This window comes from Variovorax sp. UMC13, assembly GCF_014170375.1.
GTDB lineage: Bacteria > Pseudomonadota > Gammaproteobacteria > Burkholderiales > Burkholderiaceae_C > Variovorax.
Genome location: NZ_LZZW01000003.1, coordinates 184,604 through 205,827, shown reverse-complemented (window position 1 = coordinate 205,827; position 21,224 = coordinate 184,604). Strand labels below are relative to the sequence as shown.

21 protein-coding genes are annotated in these 21,224 nt (G+C 69.3%); 12 read left to right on the top strand and 9 right to left on the bottom strand.

The window, feature by feature from the left end; genetic code table 11:
• Positions 1-33: 33 nt before the first annotated feature.
• The 3 genes from A9977_RS01750 to A9977_RS01740 all read left to right on the top strand — a co-directional run bounded on the left by A9977_RS01750 (position 34) and on the right by A9977_RS01740 (position 4,341).
• On the top strand, positions 34-1,326 hold the full coding sequence (locus A9977_RS01750; protein ID WP_259651757.1) for a YeaH/YhbH family protein: 1,293 nt from the start codon (positions 34-36) through the stop codon (positions 1,324-1,326).
• Positions 1,323-2,855, top strand: a complete 1,533-nt coding sequence (locus tag A9977_RS01745; RefSeq protein WP_183023138.1) for a SpoVR family protein — start codon at positions 1,323-1,325, stop codon at positions 2,853-2,855. Before A9977_RS01750 ends, A9977_RS01745 begins: the two co-directional genes overlap by 4 nt.
• Positions 2,856-2,955: 100 nt before the next feature.
• Entirely contained in the window at positions 2,956-4,341 is a 1,386-nt protein-coding gene (locus A9977_RS01740; protein WP_220811429.1) for a HipA domain-containing protein, read from the top strand.
• Here A9977_RS01740 and A9977_RS01735 read toward each other — a convergent pair.
• Both A9977_RS01735 and aroQ read right to left on the bottom strand, forming a co-directional pair.
• A complete protein-coding gene (locus A9977_RS01735; protein ID WP_183023136.1) occupies positions 4,338-4,970 on the bottom strand; it encodes a DNA-3-methyladenine glycosylase I in 633 nt (210 codons plus the stop codon). The genes A9977_RS01740 and A9977_RS01735 overlap by 4 nt on opposite strands.
• Positions 4,967-5,410, bottom strand: a complete 444-nt coding sequence (aroQ, locus tag A9977_RS01730) for a type II 3-dehydroquinate dehydratase (RefSeq protein WP_183023135.1) — start codon at positions 5,408-5,410, stop codon at positions 4,967-4,969. Before aroQ ends, A9977_RS01735 begins: the two co-directional genes overlap by 4 nt.
• Positions 5,411-5,502: 92 nt before the next feature.
• Between aroQ and A9977_RS01725 the strand changes: the two genes are divergently transcribed.
• The 6 genes from A9977_RS01725 (at position 5,503) to A9977_RS01700 (ending at position 9,723) form a co-directional block, all read left to right on the top strand.
• Positions 5,503-5,784 (top strand): metal-sensing transcriptional repressor, encoded by a 282-nt coding sequence (locus A9977_RS01725; RefSeq protein ID WP_183023134.1) that lies wholly within the window; start codon positions 5,503-5,505, stop codon positions 5,782-5,784.
• Positions 5,785-5,826: 42 nt separating this feature from the next.
• Positions 5,827-6,936 (top strand): S-(hydroxymethyl)glutathione dehydrogenase/class III alcohol dehydrogenase, encoded by a 1,110-nt coding sequence (locus tag A9977_RS01720; RefSeq protein WP_183023133.1) that lies wholly within the window; start codon positions 5,827-5,829, stop codon positions 6,934-6,936.
• Between the two features lie 10 nt (positions 6,937-6,946).
• Positions 6,947-7,804: an S-formylglutathione hydrolase gene (gene fghA / locus A9977_RS01715; RefSeq protein ID WP_183023132.1), complete on the top strand. Its 858-nt coding sequence runs from the start codon at positions 6,947-6,949 to the stop codon at positions 7,802-7,804.
• A 6-nt stretch (positions 7,805-7,810) separates the two neighbouring features.
• Positions 7,811-8,194: a TfoX/Sxy family protein gene (locus tag A9977_RS01710; RefSeq protein ID WP_183023131.1), complete on the top strand. Its 384-nt coding sequence runs from the start codon at positions 7,811-7,813 to the stop codon at positions 8,192-8,194.
• A complete protein-coding gene (locus A9977_RS01705) occupies positions 8,191-8,823 on the top strand; it encodes a 3'-5' exonuclease (RefSeq protein WP_183023130.1) in 633 nt (210 codons plus the stop codon). The genes A9977_RS01710 and A9977_RS01705 overlap by 4 nt, the downstream gene beginning before the upstream one ends.
• 78 nt (positions 8,824-8,901) lie before the next feature.
• Entirely contained in the window at positions 8,902-9,723 is an 822-nt protein-coding gene (locus A9977_RS01700) for a plasmid replication/partition related protein (RefSeq protein WP_183023129.1), read from the top strand.
• Positions 9,724-9,730: 7 nt separating this feature from the next.
• Here the strand turns inward: A9977_RS01700 and A9977_RS01695 are convergent, their stop codons facing one another.
• The 7 genes from A9977_RS01695 to A9977_RS01665 form a co-directional block, all read right to left on the bottom strand.
• Positions 9,731-10,153, bottom strand: coding sequence for a hotdog fold thioesterase (locus A9977_RS01695; protein ID WP_183023128.1), 423 nt, complete (start codon positions 10,151-10,153; stop codon positions 9,731-9,733).
• Positions 10,154-10,224: 71 nt separating this feature from the next.
• Positions 10,225-10,668 (bottom strand): MaoC family dehydratase, encoded by a 444-nt coding sequence (locus A9977_RS01690; protein WP_183023127.1) that lies wholly within the window; start codon positions 10,666-10,668, stop codon positions 10,225-10,227.
• The gene (locus tag A9977_RS01685) at positions 10,665-11,459 is read right to left on the bottom strand and encodes an enoyl-CoA hydratase/isomerase family protein (RefSeq protein ID WP_183023352.1); all 795 of its coding nucleotides are present in this window, start codon (positions 11,457-11,459) and stop codon (positions 10,665-10,667) included. Before A9977_RS01685 ends, A9977_RS01690 begins: the two co-directional genes overlap by 4 nt.
• 49 nt (positions 11,460-11,508) lie before the next feature.
• Positions 11,509-12,780, bottom strand: coding sequence for a benzoyl-CoA 2,3-epoxidase subunit BoxA (gene boxA, locus A9977_RS01680; protein WP_183023126.1), 1,272 nt, complete (start codon positions 12,778-12,780; stop codon positions 11,509-11,511).
• Positions 12,781-12,903: 123 nt separating this feature from the next.
• Entirely contained in the window at positions 12,904-14,331 is a 1,428-nt protein-coding gene (gene boxB, locus A9977_RS01675) for a benzoyl-CoA 2,3-epoxidase subunit BoxB (protein WP_183023125.1), read from the bottom strand.
• A gap of 31 nt (positions 14,332-14,362) precedes the next feature.
• On the bottom strand, positions 14,363-16,036 hold the full coding sequence (gene boxC / locus A9977_RS01670) for a 2,3-epoxybenzoyl-CoA dihydrolase (RefSeq protein WP_183023124.1): 1,674 nt from the start codon (positions 16,034-16,036) through the stop codon (positions 14,363-14,365).
• 140 nt (positions 16,037-16,176) lie between these two features.
• Positions 16,177-17,109, bottom strand: a complete 933-nt coding sequence (locus A9977_RS01665; RefSeq protein WP_183023123.1) for a helix-turn-helix transcriptional regulator — start codon at positions 17,107-17,109, stop codon at positions 16,177-16,179.
• Positions 17,110-17,288: 179 nt separating this feature from the next.
• Here A9977_RS01665 and A9977_RS01660 point away from each other — a divergent pair, with 179 nt between their 5' ends.
• From A9977_RS01660 to A9977_RS01650, 3 genes are read left to right on the top strand one after another with little or no spacing between them, the layout of a single operon-like run.
• A complete protein-coding gene (locus A9977_RS01660; protein ID WP_183023122.1) occupies positions 17,289-17,756 on the top strand; it encodes a DUF4863 family protein in 468 nt (155 codons plus the stop codon).
• A gap of 12 nt (positions 17,757-17,768) precedes the next feature.
• Positions 17,769-19,319, top strand: a complete 1,551-nt coding sequence (locus A9977_RS01655) for a 3,4-dehydroadipyl-CoA semialdehyde dehydrogenase (protein ID WP_183023121.1) — start codon at positions 17,769-17,771, stop codon at positions 19,317-19,319.
• 57 nt (positions 19,320-19,376) lie between these two features.
• On the top strand, positions 19,377-20,951 hold the full coding sequence (locus A9977_RS01650; RefSeq protein ID WP_183023120.1) for a benzoate-CoA ligase family protein: 1,575 nt from the start codon (positions 19,377-19,379) through the stop codon (positions 20,949-20,951).
• The last annotated feature ends 273 nt before the right edge of the window (positions 20,952-21,224 follow it).

Below are 21,224 nucleotides of genomic sequence, written 5' to 3'. Positions count from 1 at the left end.
CCATAACGCGCTCCGGCGCGGAGGTTTGACACCTTGGCCATGCTGCAACAGATCATCGATCGACGCTTGTCCGGCAAGAACAAGTCGATCGGCAATCGCGAGCGCTTTCTCCGGCGCTACCGGGGCCAGATCCGCGACGCGGTGCGGCGCGCGATCAGTGGCCGCAACATCCGCGACCTCGAGCGCGGCGAGGACATCACGCTGCCCAAGCGCGACGTGTCCGAGCCGGTGTTCGGGCACGGGGCCGGCGGCAACCGCGAGCACGTGCACCCGGGCAACCAGGAATACCTCAAGGGCGACCGCATCGCGCGGCCGCCGGGCGGGAGCGGCGGGGGCACGGGCCAGGGCGAAGCCGGCGACGGCGGCGAAGGCGAGGACGATTTCGTCTTCAGCCTGACGCGCGAGGAGTTCATGCAGGTCTTCTTCGAGGACCTCGCCCTGCCCCACCTGGTGCGCACACAACTCACCGAGGTGCCCGAGTGGAAGAGCCACCGCGCCGGCTTCAAGAGCGATGGCAACCCGAGCAGCCTGCACGTGGTGCGCTCGATGCGCGGCGCGCTGGCCCGGCGCATCGCGCTGGGCGGCGAGAGCCGCATCGAGCTGCACCGCATGGAGGCCGAGCTGCTGCGGCTCAAGCTCGAGCCGGGCTCGGAGCTGCCCTCGGCGCTCGAACGCATCCGTGCGCTCGAGGAGGCGATCGCCGAGCTGCGCCGCACCGCCAAGCACGTGCCCTACATCGACCCCATCGACCTGCGCTACCGCAACCGGGTGCGCGTGCCGGTGCCCAGCGCCAAGGCCGTGATGTTCTGCCTGATGGACGTCTCGGGCTCGATGGACGAGGCGCGCAAGGACATGTCCAAGCGCTTCTTCATGCTGCTCTACCTGTTCCTCACGCGCCACTACGAGAAGATCGACCTGGTCTTCCTGCGCCACCACACGCAGGCGCAGGAAGTCAGCGAGGAAGAGTTCTTCCACGCCACCGAGACCGGCGGCACCGTGGTGTCGAGCGTGCTGGTGCTGATGGACGAGATCATCAAGTCGCGCTATTCCAGCGCCGAGTGGAACATCTACGGCGCCCAGGCCAGCGACGGCGACAACTGGCACCAGGACAGCGGGCGCTGCCGCCAGCTGCTGGACGAATCGATCCTGCCGATGTCGCGCTACTACGCCTACGTGCAGGTGGCCGATGCCGAGCAGAACCTCTGGCAGGAGTATTCGCAGCTGGTGGGCATCCGCCCCAACTTCGCGATGCGCAAGGTGGCGAGCGCGCAGGACATCTATCCGGTGTTCCGCGACCTGTTCAGGAAGGAAGGAGTGCCCGCATGACCGAGCTGCTGCACCCGGCGGGCGCCAAGGCCGTGCTGCCGAGCCCGTCGGACTGGACCTTCGAGCTGATCGAGACCTACCACCAGGAGATCCGGCGCACCGCCGAGTCCTTCAAGCTCGACACCTACCCGATCCAGCTGGAGATCATCACGGCCGAGCAGATGATGGATGCCTACGCCAGCGTCGGCATGCCGGTGATCTACCGCCACTGGTCCTACGGCAAGCAGTTCATCGCGACCGAGAAGAACTACCGCCGCGGCCACATGGGGCTGGCCTACGAGATCGTGATCAACTCCGACCCCTGCATCGCCTACCTCATGGAAGAGAACACCATGGCGATGCAGGCGCTGGTGATCGCCCATGCGGCCTACGGCCACAACAGCTTCTTCAAGGGCAACTACCTGTTCCGGATGTGGACCGACGCGTCCTCGATCATCGATTACCTGGTCTACGCGCGGAACTACATCAGCGAGTGCGAGGAACGCCACGGCATCGATGCGGTGGAGGAACTGCTCGATTCCTGCCATGCGCTGATGAACTACGGCGTCGACCGCTACCGCCGGCCGCAGAAGCGCTCGCTGGCGCAGGAGATCAGCCAGCGCGCCGAGCGCGAGCACCACCTGCAGCAGCAGGTCAACGACCTCTGGCGCACGCTGCCGCGCCGCATCGAGACCGCGACCGACGTCGACGCCGCGCGCCGCTTCCCGGCCGAGCCGCAGGAAAACCTGCTGTACTTCATCGAGAAGAACGCGGCCCTGCTCGAACCCTGGCAGCGCGAGGTGGTGCGCATCGTGCGCAAGGTCGCGCAGTACTTCTATCCGCAGCGCCAGACGCAGGTGATGAACGAGGGCTGGGCCACCTTCTGGCACTACACGCTGCTCAACACCATGTACGACAAGGGCCAGCTCGCCGACGGCTTCATGATCGAGTGGCTGCGCTCCCACACCAGCGTGGTCTACCAGCCGCCCGTGGGCCACCGCGCCTACAGTGGCATCAACCCCTATGCGCTGGGCTTCGCGATGTTCACCGAGCTGCGCCGCATCTGCGAGAAGCCGACCGAGGAGGACCGGCGCTGGTTCCCCGACTACGCCGGCACCGACTGGGTCACGACGCTCGACCATGCGATGCGCAACTACAAGGACGAGAGCTTCGTCGGCCAGTTCCTGAGCCCCAAGACCATGCGCGACTTCCGGCTGTTCGCGGTGCGCGACCATGCGGCCGAGCCCGAGCTCGAGATCTCGGCGATCCACGACGACAGCGGCTACCAGGCGCTGCGTGAATCGCTCTCGCGCCAGTACGACATCGGCAGCCGCGAACCCGACATCCAGGTCTGGAACGTCGACCTGCGCGGCGACCGCTCGCTCACGCTGCGCCATGTGCAGCGCAACGGCCTGCCGCTGCACGAGGGCACGCCCGAGGTGCTCAAGCACGTGGCGCGGCTCTGGGGCTTCGACGTACGGCTGGAAAGCGTGGACGCGCAGGGGCGCGTCACGCTACGCGAGACGGCGGCGGCGACGCGCAGCCGCTAGGTCGGCCCGACACGGCTTGCCGCGGCATGCGGGCATGCCGCGTGCACCGAATGGTTCCTGTAAAATTCAGCGAACTATTCATGGGCTATTCATCCCGACCATGGCCGCCGGCACCGGTACACCAGACAAGGCGCAGCGCCATCAAGCGCTGGAACGCCTTCTGCGCCACGAAGCCCGCTCCGCCCAGTCGCTCACTGCGGCCCTCGGCATCAGCCAGCCGACGCTGTCTCGAACTATTCAGGCCCATCCGGACACGCTGAGCGCCTTCCGGATCACGGGCGACCGCACACCCCGCTACGCCCTGCTGCGCCAGCTGCCGGGCGGCCTGGGTGCACGGCAGAACATCTACCGGATCTCGGACCAGGGGACGATGGCGCCTTTCGCGACGGTCGAATTCCTCGGCGGCGGCGCCACGCTGGAGCGTCGCCCGACCCGAACCACCTTGTATGGCGGACTTCCGCCGTACATGGCTTTCGCGTCGCCTTCCGGCTTCCTGGGTCGCCAGGTGGCGCGCGCCGCGGCCTCGGACATGCAGTTCCCCGACAACCTGAAGGACTGGAACGACGACCACCGCGTGGCCTACCTCTTCACACGTGGACTGAACCTGCCCGGCAACCTGGTCTACGGCGACGCCGGCCTGCAACGAGAGATGGACTTTCGCCAGTTGGTGCCCACGCGATCGGCGGACAAGCCGGCGCACTTCGTCGCGATGGCGAACCAGCTCAAGGATGCGGCCTACGGATCGAGCGCCGGAGGAGAACAGCCGAAGTTCCTCGGCCTTGTTCAAGACCTGGGCCATGTGATCGTGAAGTTCGCCCGACAGGGCAGTCGGATGGCCGCCCTGCTGCCGCTCGAGGACCTGGCGCTGCGCTCGCTCGCGGCCGTCGGCGTGCCGGCGGCGCGAAGTCGTTTGTCGATGGCAGGCGACTACGTGTTCCTGGAAGTCCAGCGTTTCGACCGCCAGGAGCGCCATGGCCGCATCGGCATGCTGTCGTGCGGCGCGATCGACGACGAGTTCTTCGGCGCGCGCGACACCTGGTCGGAGTTCGCGGCGCGATGCGTGCAGGCCCGCTACCTGCCGGCCAGCGGCGCGCGACACATCGACGTCATGGCGGCATTCAGCGAACTCATCGGCAATGGCGACCGCCATTTCGACAACATCTCCTTCCTGCTGCGCGAGGAAGGCGGCTACGCGGGCGTGGCGCCGGCCTACGACATCCTGCCGATGCGCTATGCGCCCATCGGTGGCGGCGTGGATCCTGACCTGCTTCCGATCACGCCCCGGCTCGGCACCATCGGCGCCAAGCCCGAAGTGTGGTCCTCCGCGCTCGATGCGGCCCGGCGGTTCTGGACGGCGGTGCACCAAGGCCGGGTGGAGGCGCCCGTTTCCAGACCCTTCCGTGCCTTGGCTGCCAGGAACCTCGCCGCGGCCGAGGCCTTCGTCCTGCCCCTGCTGCCGAGCTCGGCGACCCACCGACGCGATTAGGGTCGCTTGAGTTCGCGCCGCGCCTGCAGCGCCTGCTCCCGCGCGCCGCAGCCTTCGATGTGGTCGTTGACCAGGCCCATGGCCTGCATGAAGGCGTAGACGGTGGTGGGGCCGACGAAGCTCCAGCCGCGCTTCTTCAGGTCCTTCGACATCGCGATCGATTCGGCCGAGGTGGTGAAGGTGCGCAATGCCGCCAAGGTCATCTTCTTCGGCCGCGTCGACGGCTCCGGCTCGTAGCCCCAGGCATAGGCGGCCAGCGAACCGAATTCCTCGCGCAGCTCGAGCACGCGGCGCGCATTGTTCAGCGTCGACTCGATCTTGCCGCGGTGCCGCACGATGCCCGCGTCGGCCAGCAGGCGCGCCACGTCGGCCTCGCCGAAGCGCACCAGCGCTTCGGCCTGGAAGTTGGCGAAGGCCTGGCGGAAGTTCTCGCGCTTGTTGAGGATCGTGAGCCAGCTCAGGCCGGCCTGGAAGCCCTCGAGACACAGCTTCTCGAACAGCCGCCGGTCGTCGGTGACCGGGAAGCCCCATTCATGGTCGTGGTAGTGCCGGTAGGCGGGCGTGGCCTCGCACCAGCGGCAGCGCGGCGCGCCCTCGTCGTCGGCGAACAGCCCTTCGGCCAGGCTCATAGCTGGGTCAGGGCCTCGATCGCCAGCGCATAGCCCTTGACGCCCAGCCCGACGATGATGCCGCGCGCCGCCGGCGAGATGAACGAATGGTGGCGGAAGGCCTCGCGCGCATGCACGTTGGAGATGTGCAGCTCGATCACCGGCACGCTGGCGCCCTTGATGGCATCGTGCAGCGCCACCGAGGTGTGGGTGTAGGCACCGGCGTTGAGCACCACGCCGAGCATGCGCCCCGCCGCGACTTCGCGGCCGGCTTCGTGCAGCCAGTCGACCAGCGTGCCCTCGTGGTTGGTCTGGCGACATTCGATGGCCACGCCGAGTTTCGTGCCGGCCTCGGCGCACAGGCGCTCGACGTCGGGCAGGGTGTCGTGGCCATACTGCGCGGGCTCGCGGGTGCCGAGCAGGTTGAGGTTGGGGCCGTTGAGAACGAGGATGGTCTTCATCTGGAAGGTCTGGCTGCTGGGGCCTGGCATCTTAGGCCAGGCGCGATGCGAATCCTCACGAACCATACTCCCGGGGGGTATACACTCGCAGCATGCCCCATTCACCCGACGAGAAGAAAAAGGCCGTGCTGCGCGTGCGTCGCATCCGCGGCCAGGCCGACGCGCTCGAACGGGCGCTGGAAGCCGGCGCCGAATGCGGCAGCGTGCTGCAGCAGCTCGCGGCGATCCGCGGCGCCGTCAACGGGCTGATGTCCGAGGTGCTCGAGTCGCACATCCGCGAGGAGTTCGGCCCGTCGGCAGACGGCGACGCCGACCCGCGCCACGCGCAGCGGGTGCAGGACATGACCACGCTGGTGCGCACCTACCTCCGGTGAATGCCCCCCAACCCACCAACCCTTCTTCAGGAGTCCTTGCCCATGAAATCTCGTGCCGCCGTCGCCTTCGCTGCCGGACAGCCCCTCCAGATCGTCGAGATCGACGTCGCTCCGCCGCAGAAGGGCGAGGTGCTGGTCAAGATCACGCACACCGGCATCTGCCACACCGACGCCTTCACGCTCAGCGGCGACGACCCCGAAGGCCTGTTCCCGGCGGTGCTGGGCCATGAAGGCGCGGGCATCGTGGTGGAGGTCGGCGAAGGCGTGACCAGCGTCAAGCCCGGCGACCACGTGATCCCGCTCTACACCGCCGAATGCGGCGAGTGCCTGTTCTGCAAGAGCGGCAAGACCAACCTCTGCGTGTCGGTGCGCGCCACGCAGGGCAAGGGCGTGATGCCCGACGGCACCACCCGCTTCAGCTACAACGGCCAGCCGATCTACCACTACATGGGCTGCTCCACCTTCAGCGAATACACGGTGGTGGCCGAGGTCTCGCTGGCCAAGATCCATCCCGACGCCAACCCCGAGCAGGTCTGCCTGCTGGGCTGCGGCGTGACCACCGGCCTGGGCGCGGTGAAGAACACTGCCAAGGTGCAGGAAGGCGACTCGGTCGCGGTGTTCGGCCTGGGCGGCATCGGCCTGGCGGTGATCCAGGGCGCCAAGCTGGCCAAGGCCGGGCGCATCATCGCCATCGACACCAACCCCTCGAAGTTCGAGCTGGCGCGCACCTTCGGCGCCACCGACTGCGTGAACCCCAAGGACCACGACAAGCCGATCCAGCAGGTGATCGTCGACATGACGACCTGGGGCGTCGACCATTCCTTCGAGTGCATCGGCAACGTGAACGTGATGCGCGCCGCGCTCGAGTGCGCGCACCGCGGCTGGGGCCAGTCGGTGGTCATCGGCGTGGCCGGCGCGGGCCAGGAGATCTCCACCCGCCCGTTCCAGCTGGTGACCGGCCGGCGCTGGCTGGGCACGGCCTTCGGCGGCGTCAAGGGCCGCTCGCAGCTGCCGGGCATGGTCGAGGACGCGATGAAGGGCGACATCCAGCTCGCGCCCTTCGTCACCCACACCATGCCGCTGTCGGGCATCAACGAGGCCTTCGACCTGATGCACGAAGGCAAGTCGATCCGCTCGGTGGTCCACTACTGATCGGCGCGCGATGAGCGACACCTTGAAGACCCTGTCCGAGCACGCCTGCTTCGGCGGCACGCAGCGCTTCCACGAACATGCCTCGCGCGAGATCGGCCTGCCGATGCGCTTCTCGGTCTTCCTGCCGCCGCAGGCCGCCGACGGCCCGGTGCCGGCGCTGGTCTACCTCGCGGGCCTGACCTGCAACGAGGAGACCTTCATGGTCAAGGCCGGCGCGCAGCGGCTCGCGGCCGAACTGGGCCTGGCCCTGGTCGCGCCCGACACCAGCCCGCGCGGCGCCAACGCGCCCGGCGAGGCCGAGGCCTGGGACTTCGGTGTCGGCGCCGGCTTCTACCTCGACGCCACGCAGGCCCCCTGGGCCACGCATTGGCGCATGGAGAGCTACCTGATCGGCGAACTGCTGCCCCTGCTGGGCGCGCAGTGCGGCATCGACCTGCAGCGCGTCGGCCTGTCCGGCCACTCGATGGGCGGCCATGGCGCGCTCACGCTGGCGCTGCGCCACCCGGGGCTGTTCAAGTCGCTCTCGGCCTTTGCGCCGATCTGCGCGCCCACGCGCTGCCCCTGGGGCGAGAAGGCCTTCACCGGCTACCTCGGCGCCGACCGTTCGGCCTGGCTCGAACACGATGCCACGGTGCTGATGGACAACCAGCCGGTCGCGCCCTATCCCGCGGGCATCCTGATCGACCAGGGCCTGGCCGACAAATTCCTGGCCGAGCAGCTGCACCCGCAGCTGTTCGAGGCCGCCTGCGAACACATCGGCCAGCCGCTCACGCTGCGCCGCCACGCGGGCTACGACCACGGCTACTACTTCATCCAGAGCTTCATGGCCGACCACCTGCGGCACCACGCCGCGCAGCTCGCGCGCTGAGCGGCGATGGCCTCCGCCGCCTTCGTCGACAGCCTGCACGAGGTGTTCCAGGGCCTGGGGCGCATCCAGGCGCGCCGCATGTTCGGCGGCCACGGCGTGTTCCACGACGGGCGGATGATCGCGCTGGTGCTGGGCGACGTGCTCTACCTCAAGGCCGACGACCAGAGCGCCCCGCATTTCGATGCGCTGCAGCTGCCACACTTCAGCTACATGCGGCAGGGCAAGCCGGCCCGGCTGTCGTACCGCGAGGCCCCGGCCGACCTGTTCGACGACGCCGAACTCGCCACCCTGTGGGGCCGTCGGGCCTGGGAGGCGGCGCTGCGCGCCGGCGCGCCCAAACCCGCCAAACCCCGCAAGGCCCCTGCGAAGAAGACAAAGAAAGCACCATGAACAACGCCCCGCCGCCCCTGCCCACACGCGACGAGATCGCCTTGCTCGAACCCTTCGCCGGCCTCGAGATGCGCGACATCGACGTGGTCGCGACCGCGCTGCAGGCCGAGCAGGCGCTGGCCGCGCTGGGCGCGCTGCGGGTGGTGGGATTCGATACCGAATCCAAGCCGACCTTTCTCAAGAACGAGGTCTCGACCGGCCCGCACACGGTGCAGTTCGCCTCGCTCGACCGGGCCTGGGTGTTCCAGCTGCACGACCCGGTCTGCCGCGCCGCCGCGGCCAGCCTGCTGGCCTCGAGCGCGCTGACCAAGGTCGGCTTCGGCCTGGCCGGCGACCGCACCCAGATCCGCCACACGCTGGGCATCGACCCGCAGGCCGTGGTCGACCTCGACACGGTGTTCAAGCGCCGCGGCTACCGCAACTCGGTGGGCGTGAAGACCGCGGTGGCGCTGGTGTTCGGCCAGCGCTTCCTCAAGTCGCGCAAGCAGACCACATCCAACTGGGCGGCCCGCCAGCTGAGCGAAGGCCAGGTTTGCTACGCCGCCAACGACGCCTATGCCGCGATGCGGGTGATGGACGCGCTGGGCCTCGAAGCCAGCCGGCTCACGCCGATGCCGCTGTCGAGCTGAAGACCCGGCACGGGCGATGGGCGCGGCGGCCCTCTCTACAATGCCGGCCCTTCTGCTCATTTCCCGGATCCCGTGCCCATGGACATCGTCGTCAACGAAGAACTCAAAGCCTACATCGACCCGCTGACGCCGGAGGAATACGAAGCGCTCGAACGCAGCATGCTGGCCGAGGGCTGCCGCGACGCGCTGGTGCTGTGGGGCAACGTGCTGGTCGACGGCCACAACCGCTACGGCATCTGCCAGAAGCACGACCTGCCCTTCCAGACGGTGCAGAACCCGCGCTTCCGCACCATCGAGGACGTGCACCTCTGGATGATCGACCAGCACCTGGGCCGCCGCAGCGTCTCGGACTTCCAGCGCGGCGTGCTGGCGCTGCGCAAGCGCGAAATCGTGGCCGAGCGCCGCGCCCGCGCGGCCGCCCCGTCCCCGCCGGCCGGGAACGAGGCCGACGAAGGCCCGCCCTTCGACGTCGACGACGCGCCGCCGCCCGCGCCGCTGGACAGCCGCGAGGCCATCGCCAAGGCCGCGCGCCTGAGCAGCAGCCAGGTGGTGATGATCGAGAAGATCCAGAAGCAGGCCACGCCCGAGGTGGTGGCCGCGCTCAAGTCCGGCACCATCACGCTCAATGCCGCGGCCGCCGTGTCCAGCCTGCCGGCCGAGGAGCAGACCGCCGCCGCCATCGGCGGCAAGGACGAGCTCAAGCAGGCCGCCAAGCGCGTGCGCGAAGCCAACAAGCGCAAGCCGCGCGAGGACGCGGCCGCGGCGGACGCCGGTGAAGCGTCGGCCGAGAGCCACGCCGATGCCGGCGACGAGCTGACGACGCTGCGCGCGCGCGTGGCCGAGCTCACGCGCGAGAACGAGGCCCTGCGCCGCGAGATCGCGCTGCTGCAGTCGAACTGAGCTTGGTCTAACGCGGGCCGAGCACGGCCATCACGATCTGCGAGGTGCAGACGAGCTCGCCCTCGTCGTCCTTGATCTCGATGGTCCAGGCCTGGGCGCCGTCCTCGTTCTGCAGCGGGCGGGTCACGCCGGTAATCCAGCCTGTCGACGGGCGCTTGAAGTGGTGGGCGCTGATGCTCAGGCCCACGGCGCGCCGGTCGTCCGGTGTCGCGTAGTGCGCACCGCAGGAACCCAGCGTCTCGGCCAGCACCACGGCCACGCCGGAATCCAGCGTGCCCGCCTGGGACATCGTGCGCGCGTCCACGGGCGCACGCGCGCGGATGAAATCGTCGCCCACTTCCAAGAACTCGATGCCCAGCCGCTCGACCGCGGTGTGGTCATGGCTGCCGTTGAGCAGCGCCAGCGTCACGTCCTTCTGCCAAATTCGCATGGCCTGTCTCCGTTATGGGTGTATCGCCATCTTTCAGGTCGTGGCCGAAGGACCATAGCACGCACCGGCGCTCAGCGTGCCTCGCGCAGCTGGAACAGGCTGGTCGCCTGCAGGTCGAGCACGCAGAGTTGGCGCTGGTTGAACAGCTGCCACTGCCAGTCGAGGATGCCCAGCGTCGGGCGCCGTTCCGACACGCGCACGCTGATCACTTCGGCCCGCAGGCGCAGCACGTCGCCGGCGCGCACCGGCTGCGGCCACTTCACGTACTGCAGGCCGGGCGAGGCGAAGGATTCGGAACCGGCCAGCGCGGCCTCGACGACCAGCCGCATGGCGATGGCACAGGTGTGCCAGCCGCTGGCGATCAGCCCGCCGAAGGGCCCGTCGCCTGCGGCCGTTGCATCGGTGTGGAACCACTGCGGGTCGTAGGCGCGCGCGAACTGCAGCAGTTCGGCTTCGCTCAATACACAGGGGCCGGCCTCGATGACCTGCCCCACATGGAACTCGGCGAACTTCACGGCGCGCTGCCGAAGCGCGGCGCGCGCCGCTCGTTCAGTGCAGCCAGGCCCTCGCGCGCATCGCTGCCGGCGAAGCCGATCATCTCCAGCGCCAGCGAATGCTCGAAGGCCGGCCAGGCCGCGCGCAGCCAGTGGTTGAGCGAGCGCTTGGTGAAGGCCAGCGCCGAAGGGCTGCCGGCCGCCAGCTCCAGCGCGATCTGGCGCGCCCGCGCCTGCAGTTCGTCGTCGGGCACCGAGAGGCTGACCAGCCCGATGCGCTCGGCCTCCTCGCCGCTCAGGGGCGCGCAGGTCAGCAGGTGGTACTTGGCCTTGGCCATGCCGCACAGCAGCGGCCAGACGATGGCCGCGTGGTCGCCGGCCGCGACGCCGATCTTGGTGTGGCCGTCGATGATCTTGGCGCTGCGCGCCGCCACCGAGACATCGGCCAGCAGCGCCAGCGCGGCGCCCGCGCCCACGGCCGCGCCGTGGATGGCCGAGACGATGGGCAGGTCGCAGTCGACCATGCCCTGCACGAGCTGCCGCGCCTCGCGCATCACGCGCATGCGTTCGGCCTCGCTGCCCAGCATCTGCGCCACCAGCTCGACATGGCCGCCCGCGCAGAAGCCCTTGCCCTCGCTGCGCACCAGCACGCTGCGCACGCCGGGCTCGACCGCCAGGCGCGGCCAGAGCGTGCCCAGCGCCGCGTGGCCGCGCACCCCGGTGGTTGGCATCGTGCCCGGCGTGCCGAGCACGATCTCGGCCACGCCGTCGTCGCCCAGCGCGACGCGGAAGTCCTCGGTGTCCACCTGCATCGTTCGAATGTTCGTCACGGGGCCATCCTTTCTTTGTTCTTCATCGCGCTCAGTAGGTCTCGAGGTGCAGCCGCCCCTCTTTCTTGAGCGTCGCGGCCAGCGGCTCCCAGGGCAGGCCGGCCTCCTCGGCCACGTCGCGCAGCGCCAGCACCACGCCCTCCTCCATGCTCTTGAGGCCGCAGACGTAGATGTGGGTGAGCCCGTCGCGCAGCAGCGGCACCAGGTCGGCGGCGCGCTGGCGCAGCAGGTCCTGCACATAGCAGCGCGGCTGGTCGGGCAGGCGCGAGAAGGCCAGGTTGATGTCGATGAAGTCCTTGGGCAGGCTCTGCAGCGGCCCGAAGTAAGGCAGTTCCTGCTGGGTGCGCGCGCCGAAGAACAGCATCAGCCTGCCGCCCTCGAACTTGCCGCTCTTGCGCAGCCGGCGGCGCCACTCGGTCATGGCGCGCATGGGCGCGCTGCCGGTGCCGGTGCAGATCATCACGATGTGCGACTTCGGATGGTTGGGCATCAGGAAGGTGGAACCGAAAGGCCCGACCACCGTCACCGTGTCGCCCACCTGCAGGTCGCACATGTAGTTGGAGGCGATGCCGCGCACCGCGTTGCCCTGGTGGTCCTCGACCACGCGCTTGACCGTCAGCGAGAGGTTGTTGTAGCCGGGCCGCTCGCCGTTGCGCGCGCTGGCGACCGAGTACTGGCGCGGATGATGCGCCTTGCCCAGCGCGTCGGTGCCCGGCGGCACGATGCCGATTGACTGGCCTTCGAGCACCGGGAAGGGCAGCGCGCCGAAGTCGAGCACGATGTGGTGCGTTTCGCTCTCGAAGCCGGCCTCGGTGCAGTTGAAGTTGCCGGTCACCGTCGCCGTCACCGGCTTCTTGGGCGCATAGAGGTTGGTGTAGGCATGCGCGGCCGACCAGGGCGGCGTGGTGGCGCCGTAGCTCGCGGAGTTGAACACCGCCTCGCCGACCGATGCGGCAGGCGCCTCGGCCGCTGCCGGCTCGGCCACCGCATCGCCCGCCTCCACACCCGCGGCCGCGAGTTCGTCGGCGCTCAGTTCGGGCGGCAGTTCCTCCCAGCCGAACTGCTCCTCGATCGAATAGGCGCGCACCACCGGCATGGTGCGCCAGTTGTCGATCGAGCCCGTGGGGCACGGCGAGATGCAGGCCATGCAGCCATTGCAGACATCGGCGCGCACGACGTAGTTGTTGTCGTCGTGCGTGATCGCGTTCACCGGGCAGGTGGCTTCGCAGGTATTGCAGCGGATGCAGATCTCGGGGTCGATCAGGTGCTGCCTGATGACGCCCGCTTCAACGGCCATGTCCATGTTGTTTCTCCTAGAGCCCTCCCCTTCGGGGGGAGGGTCGGGTGGGGACCGCGGCGCTTGTCGTGGTCGCGCCGTCGGGCCCCCATCCCAACCTTCCCCCAGCGGGGGAAGGAGCAATGCCGATCAACCGAAACGCACGTACTCGAAATCCACCGGCTGGCGGTTGATGCCCATCACCGGCGGCGCGATCCAGCCGGCGAACTTGCCGGGTTCGGTCACGCGGCCCATGAGCGAGGCGACGAAGGCGAAGTCCTCGGGCGTGGGCAGCCATTCGCTCTTGCGCGCGGCCCATTCCACCTCGCCCACCACCCGGCCGTCGGGCGACATCTTGATGCCGGCCAATGCGCCGATCTGGCGATTGAAGGCCTTGTGCGGCACGGTCAGGCGGGTCGGGATGCCGGCCTTCTCGAGCACCTTGTTCCAGCGGCTCACGCCGGCCACCGAGTCCTTGATGAAGTCGTCGCGCAGCACCTCGTTGAGCGCGTTGAGCATCGGCACGTCCTTCTCGACCAGCTGGCCGTCCTTGACCTCCAGCACCTTGTAGGTCTGGCCCTTGAGCACATGGTCGTCGGTCCGCTTGCCTTCCTCGTAGCGGCCCTTGAGGCCCGAGCTGTAGAAGATCGCGGCGTTGCTCGACTGGTCGGCGCCGAACAGGTCGATGGTCACGCTGTAGTGGAAGTTCAGGTAGCGCTGGATCGTGCCCAGGTCGATGCAGCCCGCGGCGCGCACCTTCTGCGGATCGTCGGTCTTGAGCTCGTTCATCACGGCCGCGGTGCGCGACAGCACGCGCGACACGCCGCTCTCGCCCACGAACATGTGGTGCGCTTCCTCGGTCAGCATGAACTTGGTGGTGCGGGCCAGCGGGTCGAAGGCGCTCTCGGCCAGCGCCGACAGCTGGAACTTGCCGTCGCGGTCGGTGAAGTAGGTGAACATGAAGAAGGCCAGCCAGTCCGGCGTCTTCTCGTTGAAGGCACCCAGGATGCGCGGGTTGTCCACGTCGCCCGAGGTGCGCTGCAGCAGCGCCTCGGCTTCCTCGCGGCCGTCGCGGCCGAAGTGCTTGTGCAGCAGGTAGACCATGGCCCAGAGGTGGCGGCCCTCTTCCACGTTGATCTGGTAGAGGTTGCGCAGGTCGTACATGCTGGGCGCGGTCAGGCCCAGGTGGCGCTGCTGCTCCACCGAGGCGGGCTCGGTGTCGCCCTGCGTCACGATGATGCGGCGCAGGTTGGCGCGGTGCTCGCCGGGCACGTCCTGCCAGGCCTTCTCGCCCTTGTGGTCGCCGAAGTGGATCTCGCGGTTGGCATCGCCCGGGTTCAGGAAGATGCCCCAGCGGTAGTCGCGCATCTTCACGTGGCCGAACTGGGCCCAGCCTTGCGGATCGACGCTGACGGCGGTGCGCAGGTAGACGTCGTAGCCGGTCGAGCCGTCGGGGCCGACGTCGTCCCACCAGTTGACGAAGTTGGGCTGCCAGCCTTCGAGCGCGCGCTGCAGCGTGCGGTCTTCGCTGAGGTTGACGTTGTTCGGGATCTTGTCGCTGTAGTTGACGGTGCTCATGAGGATTTCCTGGTGAGTTCTGGACGAAGGGTCAGACGCGGGTCAAGTCGAAGCCGGCTTTTTCTCCGGTGCCGTAGACCTTCAGCGCCCCCTTGGCGCCGACCGCGTTGGGCCGGTTGAAGATCCAGTTCTGCCAGGCGGTGAGCCGGCCGAAGATGCGGGTGTTCATGTTTTCCTTGCTGGCGAAGCGCAGGTTGGCTTCCAGGCCGGTCAGCGCATCGGGCGACATCGCGGCGCGTTCCTCGATCGCCATGCGCAGCTCGTCTTCCCAGTCGATGTCGTCGGGCGCGGCCGTGACCAGGCCCAGCTTCAGCGCCTCGTCGGCGTCGAGCGCACGGCCCACCGCGCCACGCGCGGCCTCGAGCGGCGCGCTCTCTTCATAAAAGCGGCGCTGCAGCCGGCTCTGGTCGTTGACCATCGGGAAGAAGCCGAAGTTGAACTCACCGAGCGTGAGCCGGGGCGCGCGCTCGGCATCGTCGGGCAGCGCCAGCATGTAGGTGCGGTCGGCGGCGAAGGCGATCTCGGCCAGCGTGCCGGCGAAGCAGGAGCCGGGCTCGACCAGCGCGAACAGCGTGCGCGAGGACACGTCCAGCCGCGCCAGCGTGCGGCGCAGCGCGCCGAGGGTCTCGCGCACCAGCCAGTGGTCCTGGTGGGCCAGCAGGGTCGCATCGCTGGCCAGCACGGCCTGCGCGTCGCCTTCGGTCTTGAGCAGCCAGGTGCCGATGTCGAGCTCGTTGGTGCGCAGGTGCAGGATCGCGTCGTCGAGCTGGCGGCCCATGGCCAGCGGCCACCAGCCGGCGCCCGCGGCCTCGATGGCGGCGACGTCGCCGGGCTGCGGACCCACAGGCGCCTTGACCGTCAACGTGGCGGTGCGGCGGGCACGGTCGATGTCGACGCTCACGTGCGCATAGCGCAGGCTGTCGGGCGTCTCTTCGCGCTCGATGCGCGTCAGCTTCACGCCCTGCGCGCCCTTGTCCGCGCGGCGACCACCCTCGCCCAGCTTGGCGGCGCGCTCCTGCACCATGGCGCCGAACTGCGCGGGCTTGGCGATCGCGTCGACCAGGCGCCAGTCCACCGCGCGCTGGCCGCGCACGCCTTCGACGCTGGTGCAGAAGATGTCGGCCAGGTCGTGGCGCACATGGCGCTTGTCGGTCACGCGGGTCAGGCCGCCGGTGCCGGGCAGCACGCCCAGCAGCGGCACTTCGGGCAGCGAAACGGCCGAGGAGCGGTCGTCGACCAGCACGATCTCGTCGCAGGCCAGGGCCAGCTCGTAGCCGCCGCCCGCGCAGGCGCCGTTGACGGCGGCCAGGAACTTCAGGCCCGAGTGCTTCGACGAGTCCTCGATGCCGTTGCGGGTCTCGTTGGTGAACTTGCAGAAGTTCACCTTCCAGGCGTGGCTCGAGACGCCCAGCATGAAGATGTTGGCGCCCGAACAGAAGATCCGGTCCTTGCCGCTGGTCACGATCACCGAGCGCACCTGCGGGTGCTCGAAGCGCACGCGGTTGAGCGCGTCGTTGAGCTCGATGTCCACCCCCAGGTCGTAGCTGTTGAGCTTGAGCTTGTAGCCCGGGCGGATGCCGCCGTCCTCGGCGATGTCCAGCGTGAGTTGCGCGACCTCGTCCTGCACCGAGAGCTTCCAGTGCCGGTACTGGGCGGGTTCGGTGCGGTAGTCGACGCGGGGGGCTGTGTCAGGGGTGGGGGTCATGCGGGTCTCCGTGAAAGGAAAGAACAAGAAACATAGTGCATTTCTCGATCGCCTGACATGCATCATCGTGCATGCAAACATGCAAGTCAATGCCTGTTGCGTTTTTCTTCAATTTCACGGGGGCGCCGCCGGCGCCGGGTTCAGGAGGCGGCGGCGATGGCGGCGCGCACGCTGCCGCGCAGGGCCTTGAAGCTCTGCTCCAGCGTCTGGCCGCTGGTGTCGATCTGCAGGTCGGCCTTCGAATAGAAGGCGGCGCGGCCGTCGAGGATGCGGTGCAGGTCGTCCATCGCCTCCTTGCTGGCGGCGATCGGGCGGGTGTCGCCCTGCGCCACCACGCGGCCCATGTGCTCCTCGGGCGCGGCGCGCAGCCACACCGTGGTGCAGTGCGACAGCAGCTCGTTGAAGGTGGCCGGGTCCGACACGATGCCGCCCGGCGTGGCGATCACCACCTCGCTGTGGATCTGCACCACTTCCTCGAGCGCGCGCCGCTCGTAGCGCCGGTAGGCGCTGGTGCCGTAGAGGTCGTGGATCTCGCGCACACTGCAGCCGGCCAGCGTCTCGATCTCGCGGCTCAGCTCGATGAAGGGCACGTCGAGGTCCTGCGCCAGCAGCGGCCCGAGCGTGGACTTGCCCGCGCCGCGCAGCCCGATCAGCGCGATGCGCCGGTGCCGCGCCGCATCGCCGCGGCCGCTGCCCAGCAGCTCGCCCAGCGCCAAGCGAGCGCGCCGCAGGTCGGCCTCGCTGCGGTGCTCGAGCAGCTCACGGATCAAGAGCCACTCGGGCGAGCTGGTGGTGACGTCGCCGACCAGCTCGGCCAGCGAGCAGTGCAGCGCCGTCGCCACCTGCTGCAGCACCAGGATCGATGCGTTGCCGGTGCCGTATTCCAGGTTGGCCAGGTGCCGCTCCGACACCTCGGCCGACAGCGCCACCGCCTTGCGCGTGAGCCCGCGCTGCGCGCGCAGGTTGCGCACCCGGTCGCCCAGCGCGGCCAGCAAGGGATTGCGCGCCGCCTCCGCACCCGTCGGCTCGGCGGACTCCCCCGCCATTCCCCCCGCCTGCACTTCCTCAGTCATGGAACTCCTCAATTCAGTCACGTGATTTTGCGCGCTCAGGGTAAACGCCATACATGCACTATGTTGCTTGACAACATGCATCATGGTGCCTATCGTTCAATGACACGCAAGATACTGCACGCAGCCCAAAGCCGCAACCGCACTTCACCTGCAAGAACGTTCGCCCCACGACGAAGACCATGTCCAAAGAAAACTTCCACCAGCTGGTGGCCGACCTGACGGCGCAGATCGCGGGCCGCCCGCTCGACAACGCGCTCGACCAGTGGCTCAACGCCACGCACGGCGCCGGCAGCCCCACTTTCGCGGCGCTGCAAAACGCGTGCCTCGAAGGCGTGGCCGAGGGCTGGCTGTGCGAGCGCGAGGGCGGCGGCATCCGCTACGGCCGGCCCTTCAAGCCCGAGGACGCGCTGCATCGCTTCTCGGTCGACGTGGTCGACATGCGCGACCTCGCGGGCCCACACCACACCCATCCCAACGGCGAGATCGACCTGATCATGCCGCTGGAAGGCGACGCTACCTTCGACGGCCGCCCGGCCGGCTGGTGCGTATACCCGCCGGGCAGCGCCCACCACCCAACCGTCGCCCAGGGCCGCGCCATGGTGCTCTACCTCCTGCCCGAAGGCCAGATCCAATTCACGCGCCACTGAGGCCACGCTCCCATGACCGAACTTCTCGCCAACCACGTCGCCGGCCGCTGGCAACACGGCAGCGGCAGCGGCACGCCGCTCTTCGACCCGGTGCTGGGCACCGAACTGGCCCGCGTCGACGCGACCGGGCTGGACCTGCCCGAGGCCTTCCGCTTCGCCCGCGACACCGGCGGTTCCGGCCTGCGTGCACTGACTTACCGGCAGCGCGCGGCCTTGCTCGGCGCGGTGGTCAAGGTACTGCAGACGCACCGCGACGCTTACTACGAGATCGCCACCGCCAACTCGGGCACGGTGAAGAGCGACTCCGCGGTCGACATCGACGGCGCGATCTTCACGCTCGGCCAGTACGCCAAGTGGGGCGACGCGCTGGGCGACGTGCAGGTGCTGCGCGACGGCGACGCGCTCAAGCTCGGCAAGGAGCCGGTCTTCCTGTCGCAGCACCTGCAGGTGCCGACGCAGGGCGTGGCGCTGTTCATCAACGCCTTCAATTTCCCGGCCTGGGGCCTGTGGGAGAAGGCCGCGCCCGCGCTTCTCTCGGGCGTGCCGGTGATCGTCAAGCCCGGCACCGCCACCGCCTGGCTCACGCAGCGCATGGTGCGCGATGTGGTCGATGCGGGCGTGCTGCCGGCCGGCGCGCTGTCGGTGATCTGTGGCAGCTCGAAGGGGCTGATGGACGCGCTGGAACCCTTCGACGTGGTCTCCTTCACCGGCTCGGCCGAGACCGGCGCGCTGATCCGCTCGCACGCGGCCGTGGCCCACCGCTCGGTGCGCGCCAACATCGAGGCCGACAGCCTGAACTCCGCCCTGCTGATGCCCGACGCCACGCCCGGCAGCGAGGCCTTCAACCTGCTGGTGCGCGAAGTGGTGCGCGAGATGACGGTCAAGAGCGGCCAGAAGTGCACCGCCATCCGCCGCATCCTGGTGCCGACGGCGGTGTACGACGCCGCGGCCGAAGCCATCGGCGCCAAGCTGCGCGCCGTCACCGTGGGCAACCCGCGCAACGAGAGCGTGCGCATGGGCTCGCTGGTGAGCCGCGCGCAGCTGCAGTCGGTGCGCGAAGGCCTGGCCACGCTGCGGCAGCAGGCCGAGCTGCTGCACGACGGCAGCCAGCAGCCGCTGGTCGATGCCGATCCCGCCATCGCCGCCTGCATCGGCCCGGTGCTGCTGGGCGCGAAGGATGCCGACGCCGCGCCGCTGGTGCACGACCTCGAGGTGTTCGGCCCGGTCGCCACGCTGCTGCCCTACCGCGACGCCGAGCATGCGATCGCGCTGGCCCACCGCGGCCAGGGCTCGCTCGTGACCTCGCTGTACGGCAGCGACGACGCCGCGCTGGCCCGCATGGCCGTGCGCGTGGCGCCCAGCCATGGTCGGGTGCACGTGGTCACGCCCGAGGTGGCGCAGGCCCACACCGGCCACGGCAACGTGATGCCCATGTCGCTGCACGGCGGTCCGGGCCGCGCGGGCGGCGGCGCCGAACTCGGCGGGCTGCGCGCGCTGGACTTCTACCACCGCCGCAGCGCGGTGCAGGCCAGCCCCGCGGTGCTGGCCGCGCTCGGCCTGTAGCCGGCGCACGGGCCCGAACAGAACGCGCCGGCACCCACGGCCTTCAGGAGACACACGATGAACCCGCCCACCGACCTCAACTTCGCCGAGCACCTGTTCGCCCTCAACCGCGGCCGCGCGCAGAAGCTGGCCTACATCGACGACCGCGGCACGCTGAACTACGGCCAGCTCGAGGACCGGGCCCGCCGGCTGGCCAGCGCGCTGCGTGCCGCCGGCCTGCAGCGCGAGGACCGCGTGCTGCTGCTGCAGCTCGACAGCAGCGACTGGCCGGTGAGCTTCCTCGGCGCGCTCTACGCGGGGCTGGTGCCGGTGGCGGTCAACACGCTGCTGACGGCCGACGACTACGCCTACATGCTCGAGCACAGCGGCGCCAAGGCCGCACTGGTCTCGGGCACGCTGCTGCCGGTGCTGCAGGACGCGATGGGCCGCGCGCCGCATGCGCTGGCACGGCTGTTCGTCACGCAGCCGACCGCCGCGCTGCCGCCGGACGGCCTCGACTTCGAGGCGCAGATCGCGGCCCATGCACCGATGGCCGCGCCCGCATCCACGCGGGCCCAGGACCACGCCTTCTGGCTCTACTCCTCGGGCTCGACCGGCCGGCCCAAGGGCACGGTCCACACCCACGGCAACCCCTGGTGGACGGCCGAGCTCTACGGCAAGCCGGTGCTGGGCCTGACCGAGGACGACGTCTGTTTCTCGGCCGCCAAGCTCTACTTCGCCTACGGCCTGGGCAACGGCCTGACCTTCCCGCTGTCGGTCGGCGCCACGGTGGTGCTGATGGCCGAACGGCCCACGCCCGACGCCACCTTCCGGCGCTGGACCGGCGAAGCGCAGGCCGCGCACGGCACGCCCGTCAAGCCCACGGTCTTCTTCGGCGCGCCGACCGGCTTCGCGGGCATGCTCGCCTCGCCCGCGAAGCCCGCGCGCGAAGCGGTCGCGCTGCGCATGTGCTCGTCGGCGGGCGAAGCGCTGCCGGGCGAGATCGCCGAGCGCTTCAAGGCGCACTACGGCTGCGAGATCATCGACGGCATCGGCTCGACCGAGATGCTGCACATCTTCATCTCCAACCGGCCGGGCGACATCCGCTACGGCACCACCGGCCGCCCGGTCGAGGGCTACCGGATCGAGCTGCGCGGCGAGGACGGCCGGCCCGTGGCCGACGGCGAGGTCGGCGACCTCTACATCCAGGGCCCGAGCAGCGCGCTGATGTACTGGGGCAATCCCGAAAAAAGCGCCGCCACCTTCCGCGACGGCTGGACCCAGAGCGGCGACAAGTACTCGCGCGACGCGGACGGCTACTACACCTATGCCGGGCGCAGCGACGACATGCTCAAGGTCAGCGGCATCTACGTTTCGCCCTTCGAGGTCGAAGCCACGCTGATGCGGCACCCGGCCGTGCTCGAGGCCGCGGTGATCGGCAAGCAGGACAGCGACGGCCTGACCAAGACCAAGGCCTTCGTGGTGCTGAAGAGCGGCAGCGCGGCCTCGGAGGAAGAACTCAAGGCCTTCGTGAAGCAGCACCTGGCGGCCTACAAGTACCCGCGCTTCATCGAGTTCGTCGAGGAGCTGCCGAAGACGGCGACGGGGAAGATCCAGCGCTTCAGGTTGCGCGAGCAGGAGCAGCAGGCATGAGGCGGCCGATGTCTTCCTCTTCCTCCCTCCCCCGCTGGGGGAGGGCAGGGGTGGGGGCTCGGGCCCTCATGCAAGCACAGCCTTTGCCGGCGCTGCGTGCCGCCATCCCCGCCTTCCCCCAAAGGGGGAAGGAGCCACAGCCATGCACGAGGCGGCCGATGTCTTTCTCTTCCTCCCTCCCCCGCCGGGGGAGGGTTGGGGTGGCGGCCCGGGCCTTCGCACACGCCGGGACTTTGCCGGCGCTGCATGCCCCCATCCCCGCCTTCCCCCGGA

Coding starts and splice junctions, on each gene's coding strand:
- A9977_RS01745 (WP_183023138.1), top strand. CDS start 1,323: ATGACCGAGCTGCTGCACCCGGCGGGCGCCAAGGCCGTGCTGCCGAGC.
- A9977_RS01740 (WP_220811429.1), top strand. CDS start 2,956: ATGGCCGCCGGCACCGGTACACCAGACAAGGCGCAGCGCCATCAAGCG.
- A9977_RS01735 (WP_183023136.1), bottom strand. CDS start 4,970: ATGAGCCTGGCCGAAGGGCTGTTCGCCGACGACGAGGGCGCGCCGCGC.
- aroQ (WP_183023135.1), bottom strand. CDS start 5,410: ATGAAGACCATCCTCGTTCTCAACGGCCCCAACCTCAACCTGCTCGGC.
- A9977_RS01725 (WP_183023134.1), top strand. CDS start 5,503: ATGCCCCATTCACCCGACGAGAAGAAAAAGGCCGTGCTGCGCGTGCGT.
- A9977_RS01720 (WP_183023133.1), top strand. CDS start 5,827: ATGAAATCTCGTGCCGCCGTCGCCTTCGCTGCCGGACAGCCCCTCCAG.
- fghA (WP_183023132.1), top strand. CDS start 6,947: ATGAGCGACACCTTGAAGACCCTGTCCGAGCACGCCTGCTTCGGCGGC.
- A9977_RS01710 (WP_183023131.1), top strand. CDS start 7,811: ATGGCCTCCGCCGCCTTCGTCGACAGCCTGCACGAGGTGTTCCAGGGC.
- A9977_RS01705 (WP_183023130.1), top strand. CDS start 8,191: ATGAACAACGCCCCGCCGCCCCTGCCCACACGCGACGAGATCGCCTTG.
- A9977_RS01700 (WP_183023129.1), top strand. CDS start 8,902: ATGGACATCGTCGTCAACGAAGAACTCAAAGCCTACATCGACCCGCTG.
- A9977_RS01695 (WP_183023128.1), bottom strand. CDS start 10,153: ATGCGAATTTGGCAGAAGGACGTGACGCTGGCGCTGCTCAACGGCAGC.
- A9977_RS01685 (WP_183023352.1), bottom strand. CDS start 11,459: ATGCAGGTGGACACCGAGGACTTCCGCGTCGCGCTGGGCGACGACGGC.
- boxA (WP_183023126.1), bottom strand. CDS start 12,780: ATGGACATGGCCGTTGAAGCGGGCGTCATCAGGCAGCACCTGATCGAC.
- boxB (WP_183023125.1), bottom strand. CDS start 14,331: ATGAGCACCGTCAACTACAGCGACAAGATCCCGAACAACGTCAACCTC.
- boxC (WP_183023124.1), bottom strand. CDS start 16,036: ATGACCCCCACCCCTGACACAGCCCCCCGCGTCGACTACCGCACCGAA.
- A9977_RS01665 (WP_183023123.1), bottom strand. CDS start 17,109: ATGACTGAGGAAGTGCAGGCGGGGGGAATGGCGGGGGAGTCCGCCGAG.
- A9977_RS01660 (WP_183023122.1), top strand. CDS start 17,289: ATGTCCAAAGAAAACTTCCACCAGCTGGTGGCCGACCTGACGGCGCAG.
- A9977_RS01655 (WP_183023121.1), top strand. CDS start 17,769: ATGACCGAACTTCTCGCCAACCACGTCGCCGGCCGCTGGCAACACGGC.
- A9977_RS01650 (WP_183023120.1), top strand. CDS start 19,377: ATGAACCCGCCCACCGACCTCAACTTCGCCGAGCACCTGTTCGCCCTC.